This window comes from Pseudarthrobacter sp. NIBRBAC000502772 (assembly GCF_006517235.1).
In the GTDB taxonomy this organism is placed as follows: domain Bacteria; phylum Actinomycetota; class Actinomycetes; order Actinomycetales; family Micrococcaceae; genus Arthrobacter.
The window spans coordinates 921821-947458 of the sequence record NZ_CP041188.1; the positions used below are offsets into that span (position 1 = coordinate 921821).

At 66.3% G+C, this 25638-nt stretch carries 31 protein-coding genes; 16 read left to right on the forward strand and 15 right to left on the reverse strand.

From position 1 onward, the window contains the following. The first annotated feature begins 125 nt into the window (after nt 1-125). Together NIBR502772_RS04295 and NIBR502772_RS04300 are read left to right on the forward strand one after the other, a co-directional pair. A complete protein-coding gene (locus NIBR502772_RS04295) occupies nt 126-971 on the forward strand; it encodes a class I SAM-dependent methyltransferase (protein WP_141139219.1) in 846 nt (281 codons plus the stop codon). Then, entirely contained in the window at nt 971-1258 is a 288-nt protein-coding gene (locus NIBR502772_RS04300; protein WP_141139220.1) for an SRPBCC domain-containing protein, read from the forward strand. Before NIBR502772_RS04295 ends, NIBR502772_RS04300 begins: the two co-directional genes overlap by 1 nt. A 98-nt stretch (nt 1259-1356) precedes the next feature. Here the strand turns inward: NIBR502772_RS04300 and NIBR502772_RS04305 are convergent, their stop codons facing one another. From NIBR502772_RS04305 to NIBR502772_RS04330, 7 genes are all read right to left on the reverse strand, one after another. Continuing rightward, entirely contained in the window at nt 1357-1635 is a 279-nt protein-coding gene (locus tag NIBR502772_RS04305; protein ID WP_056348975.1) for an HPr family phosphocarrier protein, read from the reverse strand. A 66-nt stretch (nt 1636-1701) separates the two neighbouring features. After that, entirely contained in the window at nt 1702-3738 is a 2037-nt protein-coding gene (locus NIBR502772_RS04310) for a fructose-specific PTS transporter subunit EIIC (protein ID WP_141139221.1), read from the reverse strand. 2 nt (nt 3739-3740) lie between these two features. After that, nucleotides 3741-4736, reverse strand: a complete 996-nt coding sequence (locus tag NIBR502772_RS04315) for a 1-phosphofructokinase family hexose kinase (RefSeq protein ID WP_141139222.1) — start codon at nt 4734-4736, stop codon at nt 3741-3743. Then, nucleotides 4733-5536: a DeoR/GlpR family DNA-binding transcription regulator gene (locus tag NIBR502772_RS04320; protein WP_141139223.1), complete on the reverse strand. Its 804-nt coding sequence runs from the start codon at nt 5534-5536 to the stop codon at nt 4733-4735. Before NIBR502772_RS04320 ends, NIBR502772_RS04315 begins: the two co-directional genes overlap by 4 nt. A gap of 226 nt (nt 5537-5762) precedes the next feature. Further along, nucleotides 5763-6020 carry a DUF6458 family protein gene (locus NIBR502772_RS04325; RefSeq protein ID WP_056348963.1) on the reverse strand — a complete coding sequence of 86 codons (258 nt, stop codon included), beginning with the start codon at nt 6018-6020 and terminating at the stop codon, nt 5763-5765. A 97-nt stretch (nt 6021-6117) separates the two neighbouring features. Further along, on the reverse strand, nt 6118-6276 hold the full coding sequence (locus tag NIBR502772_RS22315; RefSeq protein WP_168223483.1) for a hypothetical protein: 159 nt from the start codon (nt 6274-6276) through the stop codon (nt 6118-6120). 9 nt (nt 6277-6285) lie between these two features. Next, nucleotides 6286-6522 (reverse strand): NAD(P)/FAD-dependent oxidoreductase, encoded by a 237-nt coding sequence (locus NIBR502772_RS04330; protein WP_141139224.1) that lies wholly within the window; start codon nt 6520-6522, stop codon nt 6286-6288. Between the two features lie 101 nt (nt 6523-6623). On the opposite strand from NIBR502772_RS04330, the gene NIBR502772_RS04335 reads away from it, so the two are divergent. The 3 genes from NIBR502772_RS04335 to NIBR502772_RS04345 all read left to right on the forward strand — a co-directional run bounded on the left by NIBR502772_RS04335 (nt 6624) and on the right by NIBR502772_RS04345 (nt 10978). Continuing rightward, a complete protein-coding gene (locus tag NIBR502772_RS04335; protein ID WP_141139225.1) occupies nt 6624-7250 on the forward strand; it encodes an alpha/beta hydrolase in 627 nt (208 codons plus the stop codon). A gap of 539 nt (nt 7251-7789) precedes the next feature. Next, nucleotides 7790-8554, forward strand: coding sequence for an HAD family phosphatase (locus NIBR502772_RS04340; protein WP_141139226.1), 765 nt, complete (start codon nt 7790-7792; stop codon nt 8552-8554). Nucleotides 8555-8635: 81 nt separating this feature from the next. Continuing rightward, complete coding sequence (locus NIBR502772_RS04345) at nt 8636-10978, forward strand: glycoside hydrolase family 65 protein (RefSeq protein ID WP_141139227.1); 2343 nt, start codon at nt 8636-8638, stop codon at nt 10976-10978. A 47-nt stretch (nt 10979-11025) separates the two neighbouring features. Here NIBR502772_RS04345 and NIBR502772_RS04350 read toward each other — a convergent pair whose 3' ends face one another. Continuing rightward, nucleotides 11026-12378: an MFS transporter gene (locus NIBR502772_RS04350; RefSeq protein ID WP_141139228.1), complete on the reverse strand. Its 1353-nt coding sequence runs from the start codon at nt 12376-12378 to the stop codon at nt 11026-11028. A gap of 151 nt (nt 12379-12529) precedes the next feature. Between NIBR502772_RS04350 and NIBR502772_RS04355 the strand changes: the two genes are divergently transcribed. Both NIBR502772_RS04355 and NIBR502772_RS04360 read left to right on the forward strand, forming a co-directional pair. Then, on the forward strand, nt 12530-13333 hold the full coding sequence (locus tag NIBR502772_RS04355) for a hypothetical protein (RefSeq protein ID WP_141139229.1): 804 nt from the start codon (nt 12530-12532) through the stop codon (nt 13331-13333). After that, on the forward strand, nt 13323-14072 hold the full coding sequence (locus NIBR502772_RS04360; protein WP_141139230.1) for a LamB/YcsF family protein: 750 nt from the start codon (nt 13323-13325) through the stop codon (nt 14070-14072). The genes NIBR502772_RS04355 and NIBR502772_RS04360 overlap by 11 nt, the downstream gene beginning before the upstream one ends. A gap of 29 nt (nt 14073-14101) precedes the next feature. Here NIBR502772_RS04360 and NIBR502772_RS04365 read toward each other — a convergent pair whose 3' ends face one another. After that, nucleotides 14102-15451, reverse strand: a complete 1350-nt coding sequence (locus tag NIBR502772_RS04365; RefSeq protein WP_141139231.1) for a DUF445 domain-containing protein — start codon at nt 15449-15451, stop codon at nt 14102-14104. 50 nt (nt 15452-15501) lie between these two features. Between NIBR502772_RS04365 and NIBR502772_RS04370 the strand changes: the two genes are divergently transcribed. The 5 genes from NIBR502772_RS04370 to NIBR502772_RS04395 all read left to right on the forward strand — a co-directional run bounded on the left by NIBR502772_RS04370 (nt 15502) and on the right by NIBR502772_RS04395 (nt 18803). After that, nucleotides 15502-16410 carry a glycerophosphodiester phosphodiesterase family protein gene (locus NIBR502772_RS04370; RefSeq protein ID WP_141139232.1) on the forward strand — a complete coding sequence of 303 codons (909 nt, stop codon included), beginning with the start codon at nt 15502-15504 and terminating at the stop codon, nt 16408-16410. Nucleotides 16411-16458: 48 nt separating this feature from the next. After that, nucleotides 16459-16944, forward strand: a complete 486-nt coding sequence (locus tag NIBR502772_RS04375) for a hypothetical protein (protein WP_104062969.1) — start codon at nt 16459-16461, stop codon at nt 16942-16944. Beyond that, nucleotides 16941-17759, forward strand: a complete 819-nt coding sequence (locus NIBR502772_RS04380; RefSeq protein ID WP_141139233.1) for an AzlC family ABC transporter permease — start codon at nt 16941-16943, stop codon at nt 17757-17759. Before NIBR502772_RS04375 ends, NIBR502772_RS04380 begins: the two co-directional genes overlap by 4 nt. Then, on the forward strand, nt 17756-18067 hold the full coding sequence (locus tag NIBR502772_RS04385; RefSeq protein ID WP_141139234.1) for an AzlD domain-containing protein: 312 nt from the start codon (nt 17756-17758) through the stop codon (nt 18065-18067). Before NIBR502772_RS04380 ends, NIBR502772_RS04385 begins: the two co-directional genes overlap by 4 nt. Before the next feature lie 427 nt (nt 18068-18494). Further along, nucleotides 18495-18803: a hypothetical protein gene (locus NIBR502772_RS04395; RefSeq protein ID WP_141139236.1), complete on the forward strand. Its 309-nt coding sequence runs from the start codon at nt 18495-18497 to the stop codon at nt 18801-18803. A gap of 24 nt (nt 18804-18827) precedes the next feature. Here the strand turns inward: NIBR502772_RS04395 and NIBR502772_RS04400 are convergent, their stop codons facing one another. Together NIBR502772_RS04400 and NIBR502772_RS04405 are read right to left on the reverse strand one after the other, a co-directional pair. Next, nucleotides 18828-19046, reverse strand: coding sequence for a hypothetical protein (locus NIBR502772_RS04400; protein WP_141139237.1), 219 nt, complete (start codon nt 19044-19046; stop codon nt 18828-18830). Between the two features lie 162 nt (nt 19047-19208). Beyond that, entirely contained in the window at nt 19209-19844 is a 636-nt protein-coding gene (locus tag NIBR502772_RS04405; protein ID WP_141139238.1) for a TetR/AcrR family transcriptional regulator, read from the reverse strand. 120 nt (nt 19845-19964) lie between these two features. Here NIBR502772_RS04405 and NIBR502772_RS04410 point away from each other — a divergent pair, with 120 nt between their 5' ends. The 3 genes from NIBR502772_RS04410 (at nt 19965) to NIBR502772_RS04420 (ending at nt 21591) form a co-directional block, all read left to right on the forward strand. Beyond that, nucleotides 19965-20288: a thiamine-binding protein gene (locus tag NIBR502772_RS04410; RefSeq protein ID WP_141139239.1), complete on the forward strand. Its 324-nt coding sequence runs from the start codon at nt 19965-19967 to the stop codon at nt 20286-20288. 77 nt (nt 20289-20365) lie between these two features. Further along, complete coding sequence (locus tag NIBR502772_RS04415; RefSeq protein ID WP_141139240.1) at nt 20366-21043, forward strand: O-methyltransferase; 678 nt, start codon at nt 20366-20368, stop codon at nt 21041-21043. A gap of 98 nt (nt 21044-21141) precedes the next feature. Continuing rightward, on the forward strand, nt 21142-21591 hold the full coding sequence (locus tag NIBR502772_RS04420; RefSeq protein ID WP_141139241.1) for a Dps family protein: 450 nt from the start codon (nt 21142-21144) through the stop codon (nt 21589-21591). 44 nt (nt 21592-21635) lie between these two features. On the opposite strand, the gene NIBR502772_RS04425 is transcribed toward NIBR502772_RS04420, so the two are convergent. The 4 genes from NIBR502772_RS04425 to NIBR502772_RS04440 all read right to left on the reverse strand — a co-directional run bounded on the left by NIBR502772_RS04425 (nt 21636) and on the right by NIBR502772_RS04440 (nt 24664). Then, nucleotides 21636-22754, reverse strand: coding sequence for a YihY/virulence factor BrkB family protein (locus tag NIBR502772_RS04425; RefSeq protein WP_141139242.1), 1119 nt, complete (start codon nt 22752-22754; stop codon nt 21636-21638). A 118-nt stretch (nt 22755-22872) separates the two neighbouring features. Further along, a complete protein-coding gene (locus NIBR502772_RS04430) occupies nt 22873-23481 on the reverse strand; it encodes a DUF3618 domain-containing protein (protein ID WP_141139243.1) in 609 nt (202 codons plus the stop codon). Continuing rightward, nucleotides 23478-23909, reverse strand: coding sequence for a phage holin family protein (locus tag NIBR502772_RS04435; protein WP_141139244.1), 432 nt, complete (start codon nt 23907-23909; stop codon nt 23478-23480). The genes NIBR502772_RS04430 and NIBR502772_RS04435 overlap by 4 nt, the downstream gene beginning before the upstream one ends. Next, nucleotides 23909-24664 (reverse strand): hypothetical protein, encoded by a 756-nt coding sequence (locus NIBR502772_RS04440; protein WP_371706770.1) that lies wholly within the window; start codon nt 24662-24664, stop codon nt 23909-23911. Before NIBR502772_RS04440 ends, NIBR502772_RS04435 begins: the two co-directional genes overlap by 1 nt. Before the next feature lie 398 nt (nt 24665-25062). Between NIBR502772_RS04440 and NIBR502772_RS04445 the strand changes: the two genes are divergently transcribed. Beyond that, nucleotides 25063-25566 (forward strand): hypothetical protein, encoded by a 504-nt coding sequence (locus tag NIBR502772_RS04445; protein ID WP_141139246.1) that lies wholly within the window; start codon nt 25063-25065, stop codon nt 25564-25566. The last annotated feature ends 72 nt before the right edge of the window (nt 25567-25638 follow it).

The following is a 25638-nucleotide window of genomic DNA, read 5'->3' on the forward strand; positions in this document are numbered from 1 at the left end:
GCCCCAGACGCTTTACAGCCCGCCCCGCTGCGGCCACAATGGGTCGCATTGCAGCCCTGTGCAACAGCGTGCTGTCACTCGAAGCCTGTCAAGGGAAAAGCCTGTCAAAGGAGAGAGGCGCCACCATGAATGACAAAGTGGACGTAGGCGAGGCCGACCGGGCTCTGAAGCAAAAGCACCGGGCCATGTGGGCTTCAGGGGATTACCCCGCGCTGGCCAGTGAGATGCTCCTGGATCTCGGAGCCATCCTGGTGGATGCGTGCGGGGTCAAAGCCAAGCAGCGTGTTCTGGACGTCGCTACGGGTTCCGGCAACGCGGCCATCCCCGCTGCCATGATGGGTGCCCAGGTAGTGGCCAGCGACCTCACCCCGGAGCTGTTCGATGCCGGGCGCCGGCAGGCAGCCGACCGCGGCGTAGAGCTGGAGTGGATGGAAGCAGACGCCGAGGCCCTGCCGTTCGAGGACGACAGATTCGATGTGGTGACGTCCTGCCTCGGCGTGATGTATGCGCCACACCACCAGGCCGGTGCGGACGAAATCGTCCGGGTGTGCAAACCCGGCGGCACCATCGGCCTGCTCAGCTGGACGCCCGAAGGCTTCATTGGAAGGATGGTTGCCACCATGAAGCCGTTCGCGCCGCCGCCTCCGCCCGGAACCCAGCCGCCCCCGCTGTGGGGCAGCGAAAACCACGTGCGGGAACTCTTCGGCGACAGGATCACCGATATCCAGGCGAAAAAGCGCACGCTGGCCATCCGCAGTTTCCACCAGCCGGAGGACTTCTTGCGGTACTTCAAGTCCCACGACGGTCCCACCATCTCGGTCTATAAGTTCATTGGCGGCGACCAGGACAAGGCTCAGGCCCTGGACAAAGCGATCATCGAACTGGCGGATTCGTTTGGCGAGGCCCACGGTGATGCCGTATGGCAAATGGAATGGGAATATCTGCTGTTGACCGCCAAGGAGGCCCGGTAGTGCCCGTGAACCTCGTAGCCACATCCACCATCACCATTGATGCTCCGGCGGACCGCGTCTGGAAGGTCATCACCGATCCGGCCGCCGTGAAGGAGTTTATGTTCGCGGACCTGGAGACGGACTGGACGGAGGGTAGCCCCATCGCGTGGCGCGGCGAGTGGGAAGGCAAACCCTACGAAGGTAAGGGCCGGATCCTCGAGGTGGATCCCGAAGACGCGACGGAGCACTCCAAGGGCATGTGGGACATGCTCGTGGCGGACGTCAAGAAGATCGCCGAACGGGGCTGACCACCCCAACTTAACCAGCGGCTTAAGAACCAGCGGCCGCCGTCGCACCTTCCCCAAGAGAGGGGACAGGCGCGACGGCGGCCGCTGGTGTGAAGCCGCTACTCGGCGTCGTGATCCGTTTCCAGGATCTGGACCAGGCGCGCCAGGGCGTCATCCGCGCCGGTACCTTCGGCGCGGAGCACCACAACGTCGCCGTGGGCGGCACCCAGGCTCATGAGGGACAGGATGCTCGCGGCGTCCATTGCCTCATCGACAGGCTCGCCCTGGCGGGCGATGGTGATGTCCAGGTCGAACTCGCCGGCGGCCTCCGCAAAGATGGCGGCGGGGCGGGCGTGCAGGCCTACGCGGCTGGCGACGGTTGCGGTGCGTTCTGACATTCTTGCTCCTTTGTCTTTCGGCGCCTTTTGGTTCAGCGCCGTGAATCGTTGTTTGGTAAGGCGGGGTCAGACCGTTGCGGGAACGGTCTCCACGGTAGCAGCGGGCTCGCGGACGGCCCAGCGCTTGAGGGCGATGACTGCCAGCGCGCTGACCACGGTTCCGGCCAGGATGGCGACGATGAACATGATCAGGTTGCCGATGGCGAAGAACACGAAGATACCGCCGTGGGGTGCCTGCGACGTAACGCCGGTGGCCATGCAGAGGGCTCCAGTGAGGGCACCGCCCACCATGCTGGCGGGGATGACGCGCAGCGGGTCCGCCGCGGCGAACGGGATGGCACCTTCGGAGATGAAGGACGCGCCCAGCAGCCAGGCCGCTTTGCCGTTTTCACGCTCAGCCAGGCTGAAGAGCTTCTTGTCGAGCACGGTGGCCAGGGCCATCGCCAGCGGCGGGACCATGCCGGCAGCCATGACGGTTGCCATGATCTGCCACGGCGCCTGGTTGGTGGCGCTGCCAGCGCTCAGGCCGGCAACGGCGAATGCGTAAGCAACCTTGTTGACCGGGCCGCCGAGGTCGAAGCACATCATGAGGCCGAGGATGATTCCGAGGACGACGGCGGACGCGCCGGTCATGCCCGACAGCCAGGAGTTCAGTGCGGTGGTGAGCCCGGCGATGGGGCCGCCGAGAACCAGGAACATCAGGCCGGAGGCAAAGATTGAAGCCAGCAGCGGGATGATCACCACGGGCATCAGGCCGCGGAGCCAGCGCGGCACCTGCCACGTCCCGATCAGGTGGGCCATGTAGCCCGCGAGCAGGCCGCCCACGATGCCGCCGAGGAAGCCTGCCCCCATGAACCCTGCGACGGCGCCGGCAACAAAGCCGGGCGCAATGCCCGGACGGTCGGCGATCGCATATGCGATGTAACCGGCCAGTGCGGGAACCAGGAAGCCCATGGACAGGGCGCCGATCTTGAACATGACCGCGCCAAGGTAGATCGCGAGTCCGCCTTCGGGCAGGTTGCCGAAGTTGTTCTCCACCACCACCTTGTCAGCGACGCCCGTGATGTCGTAGCCGCCCAGCAGGAAGCCCAGGGCGATCAGCAGGCCGCCACCGGCCACAAACGGGATCATGTAGCTGACACCGGTGAGCAGTGCCTTCTTCAGTTTCTGGCCGATGTGCTCGCCCTTTTCGGTGGCCTCGTTCTCGGCCTGTTCCTCGGCCCCGAAGTGGGGGACGCGGCGCGCATTCGGATTGACAGCGGCGGCGAGTGCTTCCTGGACCATCTTGGCGGGCTCGTCGATGCCGCGCTTGACGGGGGCGTTGATGACGGGCTTGCCGGCGAAGCGTTCCTTGCCGCGGACATCCACGTCCACCGCGAAGATCACGGCTTCGGCGGCGGCAATGACGGCAGGGTCAAGCGGCTTGGCGCCGGAGGAACCCTGGGTCTCCACCTGCAGGTCCACACCCATTTCCTGGGCAGCGGCAACCAGTGAGTCGGCGGCCATGTACGTGTGGGCGATGCCGGTGGGGCACGCGGTCACGGCCACCAGGCGCCTGGGACCCGCAGTGGTTGAGCCTGCCGCAACCGCGCCGGCGGCAGCAGCCTCGGGCGCAGCTTCGGAAACCGCAGCAGCCGCGTGGGCTGCCGGCTTGTCCGTCAGGGCGCCGTCCACCAATTCCACGATTTCCTCGTGGGAAGACGCCGCACGCAAGGCCGCAGTGAAGTCCTTCTTGATCAGGGACCGGGCCAGCTTGGACAGCAGCTTCAGGTGCTCCTGGTCCGCGCCTTCGGGGGCGGCGATGAAGAAGATCAGGTCCGCAGGGCCGTCCTTGGCGCCGAAGTCCACCTTGGGGTTAAGGCGGGCCATGGCCAGTGTGGGTTCGAGGACGGCGGCTGAGCGGCAGTGCGGGATGGCAATGCCGCCCGGGATGCCGGTCGCTGTTTTCTGCTCGCGGGCGAAGGCGTCGGCGAAGAGGCCTTCAACTTCTGACGCGCGGCCGGTGGCAGCAACTTTGCTGGCCAGGTGCCGGATCACGTCCTCGGGCGAGGTGCCCAGGTTCTGGTCGAGCTCGACCAGTTCGGTGGTGATGAGCTGAGTCACTGTCAATCCTTTCGAAGGGCCGTGATGGTTACGGCTTCCGGGGTGGTTTGGTGGACTGCCGGGACAGTGGAACCCGGCAGCGAAGCGGCGGCGGCACCATGTGCCACAGCCTGACGGAGGCAATCGGCCGGGGCGGCGCCCTGGCCGTGGGCGAGCAGATAGCCAGCCAGCGATGAATCGCCCGCGCCGACAGTACTGACCGCGGCGACCGGCGGATGCGTGGCCAGCCACGCGCCGTCGGCCGTTACAAGGACAGCTCCCTTGGATCCGAGAGTTGCCAGCACAGCACCCACACCGGAACGCACGACGGCGGCGGCGGCCGCTGCGGCGGCCTCCGGATCCGCTTCAAGTTCGTCTGCGGTGGACGCCGTGGCGAAGCCGGCTGCAGCAGCCAGTTCCGCCAGTTCCTCGGCGTTGGGTTTGAGGAGGTCCGGTTTCCCGGACACACCGTCCGCCGAAGCATCAGCTACGGCAGCGACGAGCGGAGCGCCGGACGAGTCCACGGCGATGAGCGGCGTGCCGCCGTTGGCTGCCGCCCGCAACCGCCGCGTGACGGTGGCGTAGAAGTCGGCCGGGAAGCCGGGAGGCAGGGAACCGGCCAGGACCACCCAGCTGGCGCCGCGGGCGCGTTCCAGCAGCAGGCCGATCAGGGCTTCCTGCTGGATTGCATCCATGATGGGGCCGGGCTCGTTGATCTTGGTGGTCACGCCACCCGGCTCGGTCAGCGCCACGTTGGTGCGCAGCGGTTCGTCGATGGGGAGGGCCGCGAACGGCACGCCATCGTGGAGCAGCCCGGCGAGGACGGGATCACTCGCGGCGCCCGGGAGCACCGCGATGGTTTCCAGGCCGGAGGCAACCAGGGCGCGGGAGACGTTGACGCCCTTGCCGCCGGATTCCTGGCTGACCGAAACGGCGCGCTGGACTTCGCCGCGTTCCAGGGGTCCGGGCAGGGCCACCGTGCGGTCCAGGCTGGGGTTGGCCGTGAAGGTGACGATCACGCGATCACCACGTCGACGCCGGCCTCGGTCAGGGCTGCCGCCAGTTCGGGGGTGGGCTCGCTGTCTGTAATCAAGGTGTCCAGATCTTTCAGGGAGGCGAACTGGACCAGGGTTTCTGCGTCCAGCTTGGAGGAATCGGCCAGCACCACGATGCGGCGTGCCGAATGGACGAAGGCTGCCTTGACGGCGGCTTCTTCAGGATCGGGCGTGCTGAGGCCAAAGGTGGGGTGGATGCCATTGGTGCCGATGAAGGCGATGTCCGGGCGCATCCGCTGCGCGGCCTCCACTGTTGACTGCCCCACGGCGGCCTGGGTGAGGCCGCGCACCCGGCCGCCCAGGATCTGGAGGGCGATTCCGGGAGCGCTGGACAGTTTCGCGGCGATGGGAACGGCGTGGGTGATGACCACCAGTTCGGCTCCACTTCCGCCAGCGGAAGGTTCGACGGCGGCGCGGCGGGAGAGGAGGTCGGCCAATGCTTCGGTGGTGGAACCGGCGTCGAGCAGGATGCTGCCGGACGTGGCCTGGGGGATCAGGGCCAGGGCCGCCTGCGCGATGCGCATCTTCTGGTCCGGGCGCTGGATGGTCCGTTCGTTGATGCTTTCCTCGGTGGTGCTGAATCGGTCGGCCGCAACTGCTCCGCCGTGGACCCGGCGCACGGTGCCGGTGGTTTCGAGGGTGGCGAGGTCGCGCCGGACGGTTTCGGTGGTGATGCGGAAGCGCTCCGCCAGCATGGTCACGCTGACCCGGCCGGTGCCGGCGACTAGCTCGGCGATCTTCTGCTGGCGCTCCTCGGCGAACACGTACCCTCCGTTGCGTAAAGTGCTGAATCCCAGCGGCTGTGAAGTCCAGTGACTGGCATCACATGATGTTGAATTACTTGACTTTATCTTCGCTTATGTTGGTTTGTCAATGGAAACCCACATGAAACAAAGTCTGCCGGCCGGCGTTATGGGTGAGGCGGTCCGGAAACGGAAAAGCCGGGCCGGACCTGTCTGGTCCGGCCCGGCGTCCGGGTGGTTGTGGAGCCTAGATACCGCCGTCGCGGCTTTCGTTGCGGGTGATTCGCTCGCCGGTGTTGGGATCAACCACCGAACGGGTTTCGCTGACCCGGCGGCTGCGGCCCGGTGAGGCCAGGATGAGGGAGGCGATCAGCCCGATCACACCAACGGCCATCAGGATGTAGCCCACCATGACCTGGTCTATGAAGGGGATGAGTCCCGGGGCGACAGCCCAGGCCAGGATGGCGCCGAGTGCTATAAGGAAGATGGAGGAACCGATTCTCATGACTTGCTCCTTGTTGTCCGCTGATCTTGGAGGGGCGGTACTGTGTGCGGCAGTGTCCTGCGCGCCGCATTTGGTAAGCATGCTTTCCAGCGTCAGGCTACCTTATGTGTCCGGTCTTGGGCGGAACGCTGGCCTCAAATCCCGAGTCGTACCCGGCTCCCCAGTCGATGTGGTGACGGTAGGCCCAGCCGAAGTTCTCCGCGGCCTTCCGGGAGAGCGAGCGGAACACGGATTTCAGGATCAGGTACTCAAACACACGCTGGAACTACCCGCGGATCTTTGGCGCCGCGTTGCGCCGGCCCCACTCCACCACGGCCTCGGCGCGTTCGCGGCGCTCGCACTCGTAGCGCGTGAACGCGGCCTCGATGACGCCTGCGGTGGGGGTTTCGGGGCGGATGTCCTGCAATGCCCGGCCCAGGGTGACGGCGTCCTCGAAGGCCATCGAGGCACCCTGTCCGGACGACGGCGAGGCGGCGTGGGCGGCGTCGCCAACCAGGACCATCCGGCCTCAATCAGCGTCCGGACGGTGGACCGCAGCCCGTCCGCGCCGATCAGCAGGGTCGATGCGAGCCGCTGGCCCGCTGGACTGGCTACGCTGATCCGATGGAAACAGTTACGTGGTCCAAGCCGGAAAGTGAACGGGAGGGCACGCCTCTGCTGGTCATGATGCATGGCTACGGCACCGATGAGTCGCGGATGGTGCGGCTGTTCGAATACCTGCCGGCCGAGTTCACTTGTGTTGCCTTGCGCGCACCCATGGTGATCGGCGACCACTATGGCTGGTTCCTGCTGGACTACTTCCTGGCCAACGATTTCGCGGATGTCATCGCTGCCACCAACACCGTCCAGGCGTGGATTAACTCTGTCAGGGGCCAGCACAGCAGCGTAAGTCTGTTGGGTTACTCGCAGGGGATGGCCATGGCCAGCACGCTGCTCCGGCTCCATCCCGCGGATTACAGGGCCACGGTTGGGCTCTCCGGGTTTGTGCTGGAAAACGAGCTGCTGTCCCTGACCGAATCCTTCACGGCCCCGCCGCCCTTCTTCTGGGGGCGGGACAAGGCGGACCTGGTGATCAATGAGGACGCCACGGCCTACACGGGACAATGGCTGACCGAAAACACCCGATTGACCGCCAGGACGTATCCGGGCATGGGTCACGCCATGAGCAAGACGGAGATGGTGGACGTCAGCGCGTTCCTGCGCCACTACGTGCTCGGCTCAACTGCGTAATCGGTTCAAGCGTGTGATCTGTTGAACCCTGTGCCCGGCCGGGCGTGTGCCCCGTATCGCAATATGAGAAAAAACAGTTGCGCGCGAAATTTGTAAGCGCTTACACTCGTCGGTGGCCGGCTCTTGCGGGCCATTGGAAACCGTCGGAAAGGGCAGCCGGACAGATGCCATGTGCCAGGCCTCCATCCAGGCCTCCTGCCCGCCTTGCGCCGCGATGCCTGCTCCGCCAAGTTGTCAGGCCGTGCCAAGGCGCTCATGATGGAAGAAGACGTTAAACAGCAGCCCATCGGCCCGCCGTGGTTTTACCGCGGCCCTTAGCCGTCTCTGCTGACCCGGGCGGCATCGTGGCCGCCCCTCCCCGCTCCTTGCATGGACCCCTCCTTGCTGCCCGCCGCTTTTCTGCCAGCTCTTCCACGTTCCGCCTGTTTGCACAGCCCCCGCTTACATAGCCCCACTACTTACCGCCCAGTGACATCCCGCCCGTGACATCCCGCCCGTGACATCCCGCCTGTTGCCCGCCGTCTGAAAGGACACCGCGCATGACTGACGTTCTGAAAACCCAAAGCACCAGCTGGACCACTGCCTCCGCCATCCTGTTCGACCTCGACGGCGTGCTGACCCCCACGGCCACTGTCCACGAACAGGCGTGGAAGGAACTCTTCGAGGGCTTCCTGGCGTCCCGTCCGGATGTGCCCTGCTACCGCGGGGACGATTACTTCGATCACATCGACGGCAAGCCCAGGTTCGACGGCGTCCGGGACTTCCTGGCCTCCCGCGGCATCGTGCTGCCCGAAGGCGCGCCCAGTGACGGCACCACCGGTCAAGGTCCCATCGAGAACCCCGGGCAGGACGCCACCGTCCAGGGACTGGGCAACCGGAAGAACAAGGTTTTCAACGACATTGTCAGCGCCGGCGTCGAACCGTTTGAAGGCTCGGTGCGCTTCCTGGAAGCCGCCGTGGACCGCGGACTCAAGGTCGCCGTCGTCTCCTCATCCCGGAACGCTCCGGCTGTGCTTAAAGCCGCCGGCCTGAACGGGCACTTCGAAATAGTGGTTGACGGTGTGGTGGCTGCGGCCCAGGGCCTGCCCGGCAAACCGAGTCCTGCCACGTACCAGTACGCCGCGGAACTGCTGGGCCTGCCCAGCGAAGAGTGCGTGGTGGTTGAGGACGCCGTCTCGGGCGTCCAGGCCGGACACGCGGGGCAGTTCCACTCGGTGATCGGCGTGGACCGCGGCGCCGGCCGGCAGACCCTGCTCGACGCCGGAGCCACGAGCGTGGTCAACGACCTCGACGAACTGCTCTAACAGCCATCGCCGCCTGACGCTCCCCGGCCTCAGGCACGAAGCACTTCCCCGCAACGCACAACGCCAAAGGACCCCAACACCATGGCTCTTATCACCGCGGACCGCGAACGGTTCCCCAACACCCCCTGGCAGCTTGTGGAAACACGCCACCAGCCGGGCAGCGCGGGCACCCTTGAGACGCTGTTTGCCCTGGGCAACGGCCATCTGGGCATCCGCGGTGCGCACTGGGCGGCCTCGGACGCAGACCTTCCGGGCAGCTTCATCAACGGCCTCCATGAGATCTGGGACATCAAGCATGCGGAGAACGCGTTCGGCTTCGCCCGGACCGGGCAGCGGATCATCTACATCCCTGATGCGAACAACTTCACGGTGATCATCGACGGCGAGAGCCTGACCCTCGCCGAATCAGCCGTGCTGGACTACCGCCGCTCAGTCGACTTCGCCACCGGCATCTACGAATGCCGGATCACCTGGCTGTGCCGGTCCGGCGCCACGGTGACCACCACCGAACGCCGCGCCGTGGGCTTCGCCTCACGCGGCAGCCTGGGCATCTCGCTCGAAGTAGCTTCGGACCGCGAGGTTTCCGCCGATGTGACGTCCTCCGTCATCAACCGCCAGGACCAGCCTGTGGAGGACCACTCGGCGCATGACCCGCGCCGGGCAGGCCGGCACGCAGGCCGGGTCCTGCTGCCGGTAAGGACCGACGGCGGCGACGGCTCGCTCCGCCTCTCCTGGGAAGCGGCGGAATCCGGGCAGCGCGTGGGAATCGCCGTGGACCACTGGACTTCCGCCGGCCACCAGCCCTTTGAGACTGTGGCAGGCGAAGACGACAGCAGCGTCCGGTACGTCCTTGCCGTCCGCGCCGACGAGCCGTTCCGGCTCGAAAAGAGCGTCAGCTATGCCGCCGGCCGCGGCGTCCAGGACTCGGACCGGGACGCGGCGGAGGCCGCCGAAGCCGGGATCCGGTCCGTGGAGGACATCTTCACCGAGAGCCGCGAGCATTACCGCGCGTACTGGGACACCTCCGACATCGTGGTGGGCGGCCAGCCCGAGCTCCAGCAGGCCATCCGGTGGAACCTGTTCCAGCTGGCCCAGGCCACCGCGCGCGCGGACATCGCCGGCATCCCCGCGAAGGGCGTCACCGGATCGGGTTACGAGGGGCACTACTTCTGGGACCAGGAGGTCTACCTCCTGCCCTACCTCACCTACACAAACCCCGACGGCGCCCGCCAGGTCCTGGAGTTCCGGCACGACATGCTGCCGGCCGCCAAGATCCGGGCCAAGGAGCTCAGCGTGGAGGGCGCACTGTTCCCGTGGCGCACCATCAACGGCCTGGAAGCCAGCGCCTATTACGCCGCCGGCACGGCGCAGTTCCACATCGCAGCGGCCATCGCCTTCGCCACCAACCGCTACCTGTGGGCCAGCGGCGACGAAACCTTCCGCGAGGGTATGGGTGCCGAACTCCTGATCGAAACCGCCCGCATGTGGGCCGCCTTGGGCTTCTTCGGCAAGGCAGGGGCCTTCCACATCCATGGCGTTACCGGCCCTGATGAGTACACGGCGGTTGTCAACGACAACCTCTACACCAACGTGATGGCCCGCTTTAACCTGCGCGCCGCTGCGGCGCTGGACCACCCGGAGATCGACGACGCCGAACGCGAGCTGTGGGAGCAGGCCGCGGCCCGCATCCACCTGCCCTTCGACGAAGACCTGCAGGTCTACTCGCAGGACAACGACTTCATGACCCTGGAGCCGTGGGACTGGACCACCCCCCGGTCCAAATACCCGCTGCTGCTGAACTTCCACCCGCTGGTGATCTACCGGCACCAGGTGCTGAAGCAGGCAGACACCGTGCTGGCCATGTTCCTGCAGTGGCAGGACTTCTCCGCCGAGGAGAAGCGCCGCGCGTTCGATTTTTACGATCCCATCACCACCGGCGATTCCACCCTGTCCGCCTGCGTGCAGGGGATCATGGCCGCCGAGGTGGGGCACCCCGAGGCCGCCCTGGAGCACTTCACGAACGCCGTTTTCATCGACCTGGACGACACCCATGGCAACACGATCGACGGCGTGCACATCGCCTCCGCCGGGGGAGTCTGGAGCTCGCTGGTCTCCGGTTTTGCCGGGCTTCGGGACCAGGGCCAGCTGCCGTTCTTCGATCCGCGGCTGCCGGCCGAGTGGGAGGCACTGTCCTTCCACCTGAAGGTCCAGGGTCGGCTCCTGCTGGTGGAGCTTGACGCCGGGGAACTCACGCTCAGCGTCCGCAGCGGCGAACCGATCGACGTGGATGTCCGCGGCGAGGTTCACACCATTGGTGCAGAAGCGGTTCGGGTTGCCCTGGATCCCTTTGAAGTTCCGGAACGTACTGTCTTCCCCAGCGGGCCCCCGACGGCGAGCCTCCCCATTGTGGGGTTCCGCGCCTGACGTGATTGCGCGCCTGAGGTGATTACGCGCCTGGGTGACGGGGCGCGTCAGTCTCCTGCCGTCGTTTGTTCCACTTCAACTTGCCTGTCCAGCGGGTGGGCCAGTTCGTCGGCGGGCATTCGGGCGGCGATCATGGCGATCACCGCCAGGACGGGGCAGACGACGCCGGCGGCCAGGAAAATTGCCCAGATGGGGAAGACCTCGGCTGCCGGTCCGGCAAGTGCCATGGAGATGGGCATCAGCGCGAGGGACACAAAGAAGTCGAGGCTGGAGACGCGTCCCAGCAAGTGGCTGGGCACGCGTCGCTGCAGCAGGGTGCCCCAGATGACCATGCCCACGCTGCCGGTGGCGCCCCAGACGAACATTGCGGCGGCCACGGTCCAGAAGCTGTCCAGAATGCCGACGGCGGCGAGCGGCAGGCTGCCAGCACCCCAGGACACCATCATCACCGTGAGGTAGCGGCGCGGCAGTTTCAAGGAAGCCGTGACCAGCGAGCCGACGGCCCCGCCCACACCCATCACGGCCAGCAGGAAGCCGAACATTCTTGAGTCGCCGCCCAGCTGGTCGCGGACCACAAACGGCATCAGCACTTCGATGGGACCGATCAGGAAGAGCACGGAAACGCAGGCCCACAGCAAGGTCCACAGCAGCCACGGCGTGCGGACGGTGTAGCTGATGCCCTCGCGGAGGTCGTGGAAGAAGGACGTTTTCGCGTGGCCCGTTGCCCCGGCGTCTGCCCCGGCGTGCACTCCGGTCCCGGTGCTCCCGCCGTGAGCCCCGCCGTCGGCCCCGTTGTGGGGCGCGTCCAGTGCATGGCGCCCCAGGAAGTTCAGGACGATGAACGCCAGTAGGTGGCAGGTGGCCACTCCGGTCACGGCGTGCGACGGCGAGAGCGCGGCCACCACCACGCCCGCGACGGCGGGTCCCGCCGCCTGCTGGAGGATGGGCCGCATGGTCCCCTCCATGCCATTCGCGGCCAGCAGGTCCTCGGGCGGCAGGATGCGCGGCAGGATCGCGGAGTAGGCAGGGAAGAAGAAGGCGGCGCCCACGCCCAGCACAAAGCTGCCCACGGCGAGATGCCACAGCTGCAGCCACCCTGCCATGGCCAGCCCGCTGATCGCCGCGATAACGGCGAGGTTGGCGCCTTCAACGGCAATGATCAGGAGCCGCTGCGGCACGCGGTCAGCGGCGATCCCGCCCGCGAGGACAAAGGCCACCAGCCCGATGCTGCCGGCAGTAGCAACCACTGACAGCTCCAGGGGGCCGCCGCCGAGGTGGATCACCTGGTAGACCATGGCGACAGCCCACATCCCGGATCCGAAAATGGAGATGGCCAGCGCCGCTATGAGGACCCGGTACTCGCGGTGCGCAAAGGGCCGCAGGGCTTGGAGTGTGGGCATAGGGCAAGTCTAGGCTGGGCTGGATTTTGGCGGAACTCAACGCCGGGGCCCGGCGCCGGGACCGCTTTACTCTTAAGCACCCTTAGTGTTAAGGCAGGGCCGCAGCCAAAAACTGCCGGCGGACACAAGCAGTACCGAAGCAGAGGTGACCATGGCCAAGCGCAGCAATCCCGCAGTACGTATCGCACAGGAGACCGCCCACAACGCGGTGTTCGACGCCGACGGCAAGCCGAAACCCGGAGTCCACAACATGCTCCTCCGCGCAGTCGAAATCCAGCGGCCGCTGGTGCTCGCCTACGTCCGGCGGCTGCAACGCAAACACCCGCGCGCCAGCGCCGCCAGGCTCGCGGAGATCCTCGAACGCGACTACCTGCGGGCGGTGACCGGCGGCGGTGCGATCGTCGGGGCAACCGCCGTTGTGCCCGGCGTCGGAACCGTGGCCTCCCTGGGCCTCTCCGCCGTGGCGACCGTTGGCTTCCTCGAGGCCACGGCACTCTATGCCACCTCGCTGGCAGAACTTCATGGCATCCGGCTGACCAACCCGGAAAAGGCCAGCACCATGGTCATGGCCATCATGCTGGGCGAAGAAGGCACCGCCCTGCTGGGAACGCTGAGCGGCCAGGCCATGGGCAAGGGAGCCAGCGCCACCCAGGCATGGGGCAACGTGCTGACCAAGTCCATGCCATCGGGCTTCGGTGCCATTCGGAACAAGATCCAGAAGGCCTTCCTCAAGAACCTGCTCAAACGCCAGGGCACGGCGCTGCTTGGCCGGGCGCTTCCGTTCGGCATCGGCGCGGTGGTGGGCGGTGCCGGTAACCTCATAATGGGCCGTGCCGTGGTGGCCAACGCCAAGGAAGCCTTTGGCCCCGTGCCGGACACCATCCCGGGGGAGCTCAAGGCTGTGGCGGCGGAACCGGAAAAACTTACTTTGGAAGGCAACAACCTTGGATCTTAACGCTGACCTCGGCGAATCGTTCGGCTCGTGGAGCATGGGGGACGACGCCGCCATGTTCCGGCTGGTGACCAGCGCGAACGTGGCCTGCGGCTTCCACGCGGGGGATCCCGTCACCATGCTGGACAGCTGCCGCGCCGCCTTCGAGCTTGATGTCACCGTCGGTGCGCACGTGGGCTACCGGGACCTGGCCGGCTTCGGCCGCCGGTCCCTGGACATGTCCTTCGACGAGTTGTTCGGCGACGTCCTCTACCAGCTGGGCGCGCTCGACGGCGTGGCGCACGCCGTCGGTGCCTCCGTTGACTACGTCAAGCCGCATGGCGCCCTGTACAACCGCCTGGTCCACGACGCCGAGCAGGCCTCCGCCGTGGTTGCCGCCATCCAGGCCTACGACCCCGGCCTGCCGATCCTCGGGCTGCCGGGCTCACAGCTGCTGATCCAGGCCAAGGAAGCCGGCCACCCGGTCTTTGTTGAGGCCATTGTGGACCGTGCCTACCAGGCGGACGGGAGCTTGGTGCCGCGCTCCCAGGCTGGTGCTGTCCTCCACGACGTCGACTCGATCGTTGAGCGCGCAGTGCGGCTCGCGACGAAGGGCGAAGTTGTGGCCGTGGACGGAACGGTGGTTCAGGTCCGGCCCGACTCCCTGTGCATCCATGGCGACACCCCCGGGGCCGTGGAAATGGCCGCCGGTGTTCGCGCCGGGCTCGAAGCGGCCGGCGTGCAGCTGGAGTCCTTCGCGTAACCGCCCCGCGTTGCTTTTGAAGGGCCAGGTCAGCCGAAGACCAGGTGCGCCGCGCTGAAGATGACCAGCCCGGCCAGTGAGCCCACCACGGTGCCGTTGATCCGGATGAACTGCAGGTCCTTGCCCACCTGGAGTTCGATCTTCTGCGACGTTTCCTGGGCATCCCAGCGGGCCACGGTATCGGTGATCACGCCGGCGATGTCGGAGCGGTAGGTCCGCACCAGGTACCCCGCGGCGTCGCCGATCCAGGCGTTGACCTTGCCGGCCAGTTCGGCGTCGTTGACCAGGCGCGAGCCGAAGTCGCGGACGGCAACCTTGAACCGGACCGTCAGTTCACTGTCCGGATCGTCCACCGCAGACAACAGGGCGCTCTTCACGGTTCCCCAGGTGCGGGAGGCCAGCTCGCGGACCTCTGGATCTCCCAGAACCTGTGCCTTGATGTCCTCGGCCCGGGCGATCATCGCGGGATCATGCTGAAGGTCCTGCGCGAGATCGTTCAGGTACTTGTCGATCTGCTGCCGGACCTGGTGGTTCGGATCGGACTGGACGGCGCGCGTGAACTTGAGGATCTCCACGTACACCTTGTCGCCCACCAGCCCGTCCACGAACTGCGGGACCCAGGTGGGGGAGCGGTCCGAGACCAGCCGGCTGACGGTTTCGTGATTGTCGTCCACCCAGTCCGCGGCGCGGTCCACCAGCAGGTCCACCAGCTTGTGGTGGTGCCCGTCCGCAAAAATCCGCTCCGCCATCCTGCCCACCGGCGGTCCCCACGGCGGAGCCAGCAGGTGCTTACGCACCATTCCCTCGATGACCGCTTGGACGTCGTCGTCGTTCAACACCTTGAACGCGCCGCGGATGACGGCGGCACCATCCTTCGCCACGCGCTCGGCGCCACCCGGTCCGGCGAGCCACTGGCCGGCCTTCCGGGCGAGGTCCACCGAAGCGAGCTTCTCCTGGACCACCTGCTCGGACAGGAAGTTGGTCTCCACAAACTCACCCAGCGACGCCCCGATCTGGTCCTTGCGGCGCGGGATAATAGCTGTGTGCGGGATCTTGATGCCCATGGGGTACTTGAACAGCGCGGTCACGGCGAACCAGTCGGCCAGCGCGCCCACCATGCCGCCCTCAGCCGCGGCGCGGACGTACTGCAGCCACGGATACTCTTTCTGCAGCGCGAATGCGAACACAAAAATGACGGCCATGGCAATGAGGAGTCCCAGCGCCACCAGCTTCATTTTCCGCAGCGCTGCCGCCTTTTCGGCGTCCCCGGCGCTGAGTTGATGACCGACGACGGCGGCCCTCGCCTTGGGCGACCGCGGCGCGGGGCCTGCGGGCCGGGACGGGTCCTGGCGGGTAGTTGGCTCAGAGTTCACCTGCATGTGCCCAGCCTAGCGCCGAGCCGCCGGGTGGCGTCCGCTAGCGTGTCCTCATGACATTCGAGGAGTCTGAGCCGCAACGGCCACTGGTTTTTGCCCACCGGGGCGCCAGCGCGGCATTTGCCGAACACACGCGCGCCGCTTACCTCCAGGCCATTGCCGACGGCGCGGACGGGGTGGAGTGCGACGTCCACTTGACGCGGGACCAGCACGCCGTGCTGCTCCATGACGCCAACCTGGACCGGACCTCGGACGGAACCGGACCTGTTGCTGACCGAACACTGGCGGAGCTGCGGCTGCTGGACTTCTCGTCGTGGAAAGGCGCCCGGATCCCGGAGGAATACGGCGCAAAGTCAGAGCAGTTCCTCACGCTCCCCCAACTCCTGGACATCCTGCGCGGCGCTGGCCGGCCCATCGGCCTGGCAATCGAGCTCAAGCACCCCAGTCCTTACCAGCTGAAACTCGAAGACCGTGTGCTGGACGTGCTCCGGGGCGAAGGCTGGGACCCCGGAACTTCTTCGGTGGACAACATCCAGGTGACGTTCATGAGCTTCAGCCCGGATTCCGTAAAGCACCTGCTCCGGAGTGTGCCGGCCGAATTCATCTGCCAACTGGTGGACGACATCGACGTCGACGAACTCCGTGACGAACTCAGCCTCGGCCCCCTGGCTGGCGGCGCCATCGCCAACCTGATGAAGGCGGCGCAGCTGGAAGGCGAACGCATCCTGGACGAGTGCGACGTGGGACTCGCGGGGCCCGGAATCATGTACGTCCGCGAGCACGCCCGGACCGTGCAGCGCTGGCTGGAGTCCGGCCGCCGCTTCCGCGTGTGGACCGTTGATTCGGAGCGGGATGTGGCGCTCTGCCAAGGGCTGGGAATCCACGAGATCACCACGAACAAACCGGCCAGGGTATTGGCGCAGCTGCAATCGAGCGGGCAACAGGTCCAGCTGCCGTCCTGAGTCGCTGCTGTTTAGCCCCCCGGGGCGGCGCTGTGATTGAGTGGACCCATGCCTTTTCGATGGTCCGCCCGGGCCACCCAAACAGTGTCCGCGGCGGCCATGAGCGCGCTGCTGATGACCAGCGCCATGAAGCACTTCCGCGAGCCGCGGTTCTTCGAACAGGTGGTCCCGGATTATCTGTGCCGCGAGACTCCAGGTGCCGGCGAGTCGCCGGCGGGGCGCGCAGTGCCAGCGCCCGACGGCGGTCGGCGGCCCCTGGCGGTGATGTCACGGGAGGAATGGATTGCGGTGAGCGGACTGCTGGAGGCGGGTGCCGCCGTCGGCCTCCTGATCCCGGTGACACGGCGGGCAACCGCCACCGCTGTGACTGCAATGTTCACGGTATTCCTGGCCGGCCACGTGGACGCGCTTCGCCGCGCCTATGGCTCCGCCGGGTCCCCGACGCAGCGCAAGGTACACACCGTCCGGTTTCCGCTTCAGCTGCCGCTCATCCTGTGGGCCTGGAGCCTGCGGAACCCGGGACGACGGCGGTGAAGCTGCTCGCCTCGCCCGCCGTGCGGGTGGGAATCTCGATCAGCATCGCCACCGGCCTCTACGGAGTGTCTTTCGGCGCGCTGTCCGTCACCTCTGGACTTGATTTCTGGCAGACCATGGCGCTCAGCCTGCTGCTTTTCAGCGGCGGTTCCCAGTTCGCGTTCATCGGTGTGGTGGCGGGCGGAGGCTCCGGAATTGCCGCCATGAGCGCAGCCACGTTGTTGGGCATGCGGAACGGCATCTACGGCATGCAGCTCAACGCCCTCCTGCATCCGACGGGCTGGCGGAAGTATGTTGCCGCACAAGTCACCATTGACGAGTCGACCGCCACCAGCAGCGGGCAGACCGACCCCGACGAGCAACGCCGCGGTTTCTGGACGGCCGGCATTGGCATCTACGTACTCTGGAACCTTTTCACCGCCGTGGGGGCCCTCGCAGGAAGCGGATTGGGTGATCCCAAACAGTGGGGCCTGGACGGTGCGGCAGTGGCCGCATTCCTGGCCCTGCTGTGGCCGCGGCTCAAGGGGCGGGAACCGGCGGCGATTGCCGTGGTGTGCGCCCTGGCCACTGTGCTGGCCGTGCCGTTCGTTCCCGCGGGCGTGCCCATCCTGATCGCCGCGGTGGTGGCTGCAGTGATCGGCTGGTTCAGCCACGGACGCAGTGATGAAGGCCTGGAGCCGGACGTGGATCCCTACGACGAGCACCACGGGCGCCGGGATAAAACCCGGGACGCGCACCTGGACAACCAGAGGGACGGCCACGGGGACGGCCACGGGCACGGACCCGGGCAGGCGCCCGGGCAGGCGGGCGCATGAATCTCTGGATCTGGTTGTTGCTGGCGTGCGTCCTTGCCTACGCGTGGAAGCTGGTGGGCTATTTCGTCCCGGCGAAGCTGCTGAAGGACCCCCGGATGTCGCGTATCGCCGGCACCATGACCATCGGACTTCTGGCATCCCTGACCATTGTCAACACTGTGGCGTCCGGCCAGACGCTGGCCGCCGACGCGCGGCTGGGAGCCCTCGCCGCCGCCGCCGTCGCGTTGGCTTTCCGGGCGCCCTTCCTGCTGGTGGTGCTGGTGGGCGCCGGTGCCGCAGCCCTGCTGCGGCTCATCGGATGGAACTGACCGCCGATCTGGTGAAACCGACACCGGAACACTGGTGGTGCGGCTCATATGCGTTATAGCATGGGCCTGGCTATGCAGTTGGCCGTGGACTCTCGTGAGAGCGCTGACCATGGAAATAAGGCTGCACCCAGCCGGTGCGAGACCCGGCAAAACCCGCCGTCCAGCGCGTGACGGTTGGCGCGCCGGGATACCGGTCAAGCGCTTCTTTACCCGGTTCCGGTCCCTGGCAGACGTGCCGCCGGAGGACCTGGTTGTACTCTCCGAGCGGATGAGACTGGCTCTGGACGTCAGCCAGGAAGCAAACATCACCGCCCTGCACGCGGCCGTACGGGCCGAACTCCGAAACCGGGAAACGGAACCTGACGATTGATGGCCGGCCGGTGTATCGGCGTGAGGCTGTCGCTACGGCCTAAAGGAGTCAGTCAAGATGAACGAACAGCCAGAGCCCAACACGCCGGATCCGGACAGCGGAACCGACAACCCCCAGGCTTCAGACCCGAAGCCGCGGCCGGTCTATGACACCACTGTCTCCGAATCGACGCGGGAACTGCGGGATACTTCCCGGCGCCGCCGCGATGCGGAGGAGAAGCTGCAGCAGCACCTGTTGGAGGCCAAGGAGCACGTGCCCCATCACTACGATCATGAGCCTCACAAGCACGGCCAGGTGCCTCCCACGGCGGAGAGGGAAGACCGCGCCGGGCCGCAGGAGGACACGCCCGAAGACCGCCAGCCCTAGGAATCCGGGCGGGGTGAAGGCCGGTCAGGCGGTTTGCTCATCCTCTGGCGACCCGGTCCGGCGGGCGCTTTCCTCGACGGCCAGCTCGTACCACGCCTGTGCACCGAATACCGGGGTGGGAGTGTCGAGGTTTTGGTAGAGAGCGTCCAGCAGATTGGCCAGGTCCTCCGCTGCCAGTGAAGGAAGGATCTCCTCGGGGCCGCGGGGGTCGTGGATAACCTGGGACAAGTGGGTCTGGTTCATCGGCGGACGATGGCGTTGGATTGGCTGCGCTGGGTGTGTTTCAACTGATACTCCTCTGAAGATTCAGAGGCTGGCTGCGTAACCTTACTTGAGTCTAATCCAACGTTTGGACACCAACAATGGGGCGCCCGTGGTGGTGGTCCGGCGGGAGTGCGCGTGCTGTCAGGTGAACTGTGGACCCTGCAGCTGCGGTGCGGGCAGCGGCACATGCGTGGGCAGCGGGCTGTGGGGCCGTTCCGTGCGGATGGCGTCCTCGATCAGGGCAAGCGGGCGGCGCCAGGCATCGGAACCGGGCTCCATGGTGTCCACGACGCCGATCAGCATGGCGAGCAGGCGGAACATGTCAGTCATGGAAATATCCGCACGCAGGGTGCCTTGACCTTGGCCTCGGCCCAGCAGGACGCTCATGGAATCCATCAGTGAGCCGGTGATTCCGGTGAGGAGTTCGCGGCGGCCCGCAACGGCGCCCAGCAGGTTGGCATCGGCACTGGCCGCGGCCATGATGGCCTCGAGGACGCGCAGCAGTCCCGCAGTTGCGTCGATGTCCGCCAACGCGTCCGCCATGACAGGGTCCACCGACTCCCGGAGCTGCCGGTTGAGGGCCGCCAGGACCAGCTCCTCCTTGTCGGCGAAGTTCCGGAACAGGGTGGCCGGGCCAACGCCTGCCGTCAGTGCGATGGTCTGGAGCGGAACCTCGGGCCCATGCTCGCGGAAGCACTGGCGCGCGGCCAGGATGATCTTGTCCACATTCCGGGCAGCGTCTGCGCGTAGTGGCTTGCGGACGACAGCAATGCTCATTCGTTCAGGTTAGCAATGCCGCAGGCAGCCTTCATGGTTACCGGAGGGTAGCAACGTATGTGACGCTTCGCCGGCCTCACCAGACCCGTTTCGGGTTGGGCCACATGGCAGACTTGCCCTATGTTGCTTGCATTTTCAGTCGCCCCGTCCGGTACGCCTGCAGGGGGATCGCGTCCCACCGACGCATCAGTGCACGACGCCGTTGCGGCCGCCGTGCGGATCGTCCGGGAGTCGGGCCTGCCCAACCAGACGGACTCAATGTTCACCACCATCGAGGGCGAATGGGACGAGGTTTTCGACGTCGTTAAGCGCGCCACCGAAGCCGTCGGAGAGTTTGGCAGCCGCGTCTCACTGGTCATCAAGGCAGACATCCGGCCCGGCTATAAGGGCGAGCTCAGCGCCAAGGTGGACCGCCTGGAAGAGGCACTCTCAGACGGTTCCTAATTCCCGTCACGCCAGGCATTCTTTAGGCGCCGGCCGGCCTCCTAGACCGTCGCGTGCCTGCGTGCCAGACTGTGGCCATGTTTGAGCACAAGACCCAGCCGGGGTGGGTGGCAGTGGAAGACTTCCTCACAACCACAGTGGTGCACCCGGACACTGCGCTTATACAGGCCGTGCGCTCCGCCGTCGACGCCGGGATGCCGCCCATTGAAGTGACGCCCAACGCCGGCAAGCTGCTGAAGCTCCTGGTCCAGATGTCCGGCGCCGGCCGGGTGCTGGAGATCGGCACGCTAGCAGGGTTTAGCACCATCTGGATGGCGCAGGGACTGCCCGACGGCGGCCGGCTGGTGACGTGCGAATACCTCGCCAAACATGCGGACATCGCCAGGGCGAATGTGGAGGCTGCCGGCTTGGGGGACAAAGTGGAGATCCGGGTGGGCGCTGCCCTGGACACCCTGGCCGCGCTGCAGTCGGAGGGGCAAGAGCCGTTCGATTTTGTGTTCATCGATGCGGACAAGGAAAACGACGCCGCGTACCTTGAGTGGGCCGTGCGCCTGGGCAGGCCGGGAACCGTGGTGGTCCTGGACAACGCCGTCTGGGAGGGCGCGGTGCTGGATCCTTCCATGGACCAGATCAATGCCCCCGGGATCATCAGCGCCCTGGGACTGCTGGGCCAACATCCGCAGCTCGATGCCACCGTGATCCAGACGGTCGGGTCCAAAGGCTGGGACGGGTTCGCTCTGGCACGCGTCCGCTGAGCGCAGGCGGCGCCCGGTCATTAGTTAATTGCTAAGTATGCTTAGAATGACTGTCCGGCCGATGCCCCGTCCGGAACCGCCTGCACTGGAGGAACACGATGAAAGCGTCACCCACCCTTGCCAGCAATCTTCAGATGGTCCTCACGGACCTGATTGAGCTGCATCTCCAGGCCAAGCAGGCCCACTGGAACATAGTGGGCACCAACTTCCGCGACCTTCACCTGCAGCTCGACGAGATCATCGCCAGTGTCCGGCTGTTTGCCGACCAGACGGCGGAGCGGATGCGGGCCCTGCACGCCCTGCCCGACGGACGGAGCCACACCGTAGCCGCAGACACGCGTCTTGCTGAGCTCACCGGCGGGCTGATTTCCACGAAGGACGCCGTCAAACTGATCACTGCCAGGCTCGAACGGACAGTGCAGACGATGCGGGATGTCCAAAATGAGGGGGCCGACGACGACTGGGGGGACTGGCCTCGGTCTCAGAAGAGGCCACCTCGCCGCCGACCCCGCCTGACACCCGGACCACGGAGGACCCGGGAAAACTGAAGGAATCTGCTGGTATTGATTTTCCTCCAACAGGCGGACCCTGCCTAGTCCCGTCTGTGGCCGTCTGGTCCGGTACCGGTATCTGATCCGGCCTGGTCCGCGCCGTTCCCGTGGCCCTCACGCAGCTCGCGGCCGCGCCGGATATCGTCCTCTTCCTGCTCCTGCATCTTCTCGCTCTTCTTGGTGTCCCGCGGCGGCAGCTGGATGGTCTCCTCGGCCTCGATTCCGGCCTGGAGCTGCCGTCCACGCTCCATTTCGGCGTCGAATTCGGCCCCGAACAGCAGTGACATGTTCAGGATCCACAGCCAGAGCAGCATAACGATCACACCGCCGAGTGCGCCGTAGGTCTTGTTGTAATTGCCGAAGTTCGCCACATAGAAGGCGAAGCCGAGCGAGGCCAGCAGGAAAACCACCAAAGCGATAAGCGAGCCAACGCTCATCCAACGGAACCTGGGCTGCTTCACGTTCGGGGTGGCGTAGTAGAGGACTGCAATGATCGCCATGACCAGGGCCACGATCACCGGCCATTTCGCGATATTCCAGACGGTGAGGAACGCGTCGCTGAGGCCGATGGCCCCGCCTACTGCCTCCGAAACCGGTCCACTCAGCACCAGCATGCCGGCGAGGACGGCCACCGTGACCACTGCCAGCAGCGTCACGGCCAGCATGGTCCCGCGCAGCTTCAGGAAGGGGCGGCCCTCGTCCACTTCGTAGATGCGGTTCATCGCCCTACCGAAGGCGCCAACGTAGCCCGAGGCGGACCATAGTGCGGTTGCGAGGCCGATGAACAGCGTCACCCCGGCCGCAGGTGCGGCGGCCAGCTCCTGGACGGGCCCGCCGACGGTGTTCACCGTGTCCGCGGGCGCGATGCCCCGGACGATTTCGAGTAGCGCCGTGGTTGTTTTCTCAGGGTCTCCGAAGAGACCGATCAGCGAAACCAGTGCCAGCAGCGCCGGGAACAGCGAAAGCACGGCGTAGTAGGTCAGGGCTGCCGCCAGGTCGGGGCATTGGTCTTTGCTGAATTCCCTAAACGTCTTCTTGGCGATGTACTGCCACGACGGTTCGGTGACGTCCGTGGGGCTCTCCGGTTTCCGGGAGTCGTCGGGTGCGGGAGCGCTGCCCGCCTTGGCGGTGCTGGTTTTGGGCGAATCGTGAGCGGCCACGGGGTGTCCTCCCGGGTTGGAACGGAGCAGGCCGGTTCCGTCGGAGGAGGCGGAACCGGCCTGTCTGTGCGCTGCTGTTCTGGTAAGGGCTGGCGCCGCCGCTAGGGGCGTGGCGCCGTTACGTGTTCTGTACGTTCTCCCTGGCGTCGGCGGCCCGTTCCTTGACGTCCGCAGCCGCAACCTGGCCCTCATGCTTGAGATGCTCGGCGGCGTCGACTGCTGTGGCCTTGACGTTCTCCATGGCTTCCCGCGCCGGTTCCTTCAAGCCCTCAGCCATCTCCTTCGCGGCCTCGGTCAGCTCGGCGGTCAACGGTTCGGCGGCGGACTTGAGGGCATCCGCTGCTTCGCGTTCCTTCTCGCTTGCCGGGATCAGCGATGACAAAAGCAGGCCGGCGCCGAACGCGATCAGCCCGGCAGCTAGCGGGTTGCCCTGCGTCTTTGCTTTCACCTGGTGCGGAGTGTCACCAATGGCGGCGCCCGCTTCACTTAGTGCGTTGCCTGCGCTGTCAGTGCGGGCGTGGGCGCCACCGTGCACGCGGGTGGTGACGTCGTCGGCTGTTCCCATGACTTTCTCCTTCACTCCGAACACGGCGTCCTTCACCTTGTCTGTCTGCCGATGGACGATGTTCGATGGCGTCACTTTGTCTGCCACCGCGTCCACGTTCGTGCCCAGACGGGCACGGGTTGCCTCAATATCTGAACGGATATCGTCCGGATTGTCGCTCATGGTTTTACCTCACCGGGTTTTAGGGTTGGGGGAATTTCCTGGAGTGTTTCAGCGGTTTGCGGCATGCCCTTTACAGTTTTGAGCTCATTGCGGCCCATGGACGCCAGCACTGCGGCGATGACGCCCCAGATGACAGCGACCACGACGGCGGACCAGCCGAGTCCCATCAGCTCGCCTAACGCGATCCAGAGGGCGATCGACAGGAACAGCAGTACAAAATGGCCCGCTACGCCGGCGCCGGCCAGCATGCCGCCGCCCCTGCCTGCCTTGGTGGCCGATTCCTTGAGCTCGGCCTTGGCAAGCTCGACCTCCTGGCGCATCAGCGTGGACAGGTCACGGGTCACCTCACCGAGCAGGTCACCCAACGACGTGTTGTCGGCTTTCGCGTGGGCCGCCGACGGGGGAGGCTCAGGTATCTGGCTGCTCATCACAGCCTGCCAGTCTGGCCGTCTGTGGAGCGGTCCCGGGTCAGGGGGTCGTTGGCCATAGGGTCGTCGGCCAGCTCCCGGTCTCCCAGGGGGTCACCGGCAAGGCGTTCGGCCGAGAGGGGCTGCGCTGCCAGTTGGGGGCTGTCCAACGGACTGGCGGGGCGCGACGGGTCCCCGTAGCTGCTCCCTGGCGCACCGCCGTCGAACCCTGCCGTGGTGGTGGCCGGGCCGGGCAGCTGTACGGGCGGGGGTGGGACAGTGCCGCCGCCCGACGGCGTGTAGCCGCTGCCGTATTGGCCACCGGTGCCGTACTGGCCGTCGGCACCGTACTGGCCGCGGGCTCCAGCGGAGTCCGCGGCGGACTCCGGAGCGCCGGCGCTTAGGCTGCGGCTGAGCCGGCCGGCAAGGATGCCAGCCCCCGCGGCCAGCAGCAGGAACGTCCCCGGGCGCTGCCGGGCGAAGCCTTTGATCTCGCTCAAGAGCGATCCCGGGTCCCTGGCGTCCAGCCAGGAGGCGACGGAGGAGGAACGCTCCGCGGCCTGGCGGACCAGGTCAGTGGCCACTCCTGGCTGGCTGGACGCCTGCGCCATGGCGTGCAGTTCGTCCGAGACTGAGCGGAGTCCGCTGGCTACCTTCTGCTGCTGTGCGCTGGCTTGGGCGGTGAGATCGTGGCGGGCCTGGTGGAGGAGGTCCTTGGCATTCGCCTTGGCCTCTGACGCGACGTTGTCCGCCTCCGACTTGGCGGTTTCCGCCACGCTCTGTGCGGAATCCGCCGCTGTCCGCGCGACGTTCCCGGCCTCTTCCTTGACAGCATCCGTGCGGGAGGTCCCGTACGTACTACCCGTCTGCGGCGCCGCTGTGGGCAAAGTGCTGGGGAACGTACTGGGCGCGCGTTCTCCTGTGGTTGCGCGGGTGGCCGGTGGAGCCGGGTTAGCCGGGTCCTCGGGCCATTGGTTCTCTGTCATCTTCGCTCTCTCTTTCCAAAGAAGGCCGGTTGTTGATTAAGAACCAGCGATACTGGCCGTAAAATAGTAAGCATGATTAGTAACGGAAGGTAAGTACCCTTCCTACCTGAATTTCAAAGGGGTTCGTATCGCCTGCCGCCCGGCATCGCAGGGACCCCGTCACAACGAAGTGGAAAGGGTGGGTAGTCGTGGATACAACATCGTGGGTTTGGGTGATTGTTGCCATCGTCGTGCTGGTCCTGATCGTGCTGTGGCTGGTGACCGGGCGTCGCCGTCAGGCCATGCAGCAGAAGCGGGACGAATCGCACCGCGAAAAGGCCGCCGAAATGCGCCGGAAAGCCGAGGACATCGAGCTCGATGCGCGTGAGAACGAAGCCCGGGCCATCCGCGCCCGTGCCGACGCAGAGAAGGCAGAGGTGGACGCTGCGAGGCTGAAGCAGGAGGCCGAGCAGAAGACCGACAGCGCCAGGTCGCTCCGGGAGGACGTGGCTGAGCGCACGCAGAAGGCCGATGCGCTGGACCCGGACATTAATCAGGACGGGGACGGGCGTAGGGATGCCACCCGCACAGACGCCGACGTGAATCCGGAAGGCGACGAGCGAACCGACGCCACTCGAACCGACGCCACCCGGGCGGAGGCACTTCGGCGGGATCAGGAAAGGACAGATCGGGACAGGCCGCTGGCCACCTAGCCCTGCTCCCGCAACCGGCACGGTCCCCGCCCCAGGCCCCGCGACCGTGCCGGACCGCCGGTGCTGGGCAGT